Source organism: Halomonas sp. I1, assembly GCF_032334135.1.
Taxonomy (GTDB): Bacteria; Pseudomonadota; Gammaproteobacteria; order Pseudomonadales; family Halomonadaceae; genus Halomonas.
Genome location: NZ_JAVXUS010000002.1, coordinates 335,786 through 337,119, shown reverse-complemented (window position 1 = coordinate 337,119; position 1,334 = coordinate 335,786). Strand labels below are relative to the sequence as shown.

Annotated in this window: 1 protein-coding gene; it reads left to right on the top strand. The window is 44.7% G+C overall.

Features of this window, described 5'->3' with window-relative positions; all coding sequences use genetic code 11:
* A partial coding sequence (locus RSO41_RS04520; protein WP_315617878.1) for a hypothetical protein occupies window positions 1-1,334 on the top strand: 1,334 nt, incomplete at both ends.

The window sequence follows — 1,334 nt, the reverse complement described above, 5'->3', positions numbered from 1 at the left end:
CTTGAGCAATGGACGGATAAGGCCCCCGCAGCGGAATATGCGGATCGAGAGGGTGAGCTTGGCCTGGATATCGATGGCGACGGCGAGGTGTCACGCTCCCAGTACGTGGAGCGGCAAGGCAACCTTCCCTTGAAAGTCGTGGATGGTGCCTATGCGGTCGAGACGGAATCAGGCGATGTTGTCCTGACACGGCCGAGTGGTCGTGCCTTTGGGCTGAATGACAATTTCGAGTTCACTCACGCCGAGCCGACCAGTGATGGTGGTTTTGTCGCCGTCATGCAGTTTAATGATGGTCAAGTAAGTCTTCGCTGGTTCGATGCTAAGGGAAACCTTGATCGTTGGACTAATAAGTCCCCTTCCTCTTCATATATGGATAGTGAAGATCCATTAAACTTAGATATAAATGGTGACGGCGTTATTGGCGAGCCAGAAGTTGTTCCTTTTGCTATAACTCTTGATGCCGATAATTGGTCGTCTGAGGTCAATAATTTTGACTTTAATATAACGTCTTCATCAAATCTTATTTTTGATGGCTTGAAATTAAGAAGTGGTAGTGTGGCATATGACGTCTCTAGCAGAACTGTTGGAGATGAAGTTAAGTATGATATTACATCTGAATTTTCCAATGGGCATGAGTCTGGTCTTTTGGAGCTTGCTTTCCATGTTCGGGAAGACCTTATAAAAGATATGACTGCTGACTTTTCTGGGGTGGTTTTTAACGGAAAAAGGTATTCAGATTTTGAATATAATTTTTCTGATGGTCCGAAACTGAATCTGAGTGATCACCAAAACTCATCATCTGATGATTTTAGTGATAGTGAAGACAATGCCTATCCGCTACCCATTGGTGATAGTTTAGATGGTGCAATAGAGTTTCGTGGGGACTCTGATGTGTTTAGGGTGAATGCTATTGAAGGACAGCGTTATCTTGTTTCGATGCAATCATCTGATCTTGATAATTCGCGCTTCTCTGTGAGTGGCCCTGATGGTCATATAGTTAAATCTGCATATGCCCCCCATGACTCTGGAGTCGCAAAGATTTCTTTTGTGGCAGAAAGTGCTGGTGTTTACTCAATAGATTCCCATGAGCTGGGGGACGATGACACTGGTGAATATAAACTGAAAGTTCAAGAGCTCAACCTACATGATGATCATGGTGACTATCAGCATGATGCCACTCCGATAGAACTTGGTGAAAGTGTTTCTGGTAGTATTGATGCTGTTGGCGATGATGATTTCTTCCAGTTTTCGGTAGCAGCAGGTCAGCGCTATCATGTTGGTATGGCATCTCAGCAGCTGGATAACCCAAGGTTCACGATTTATGATGCTGATGG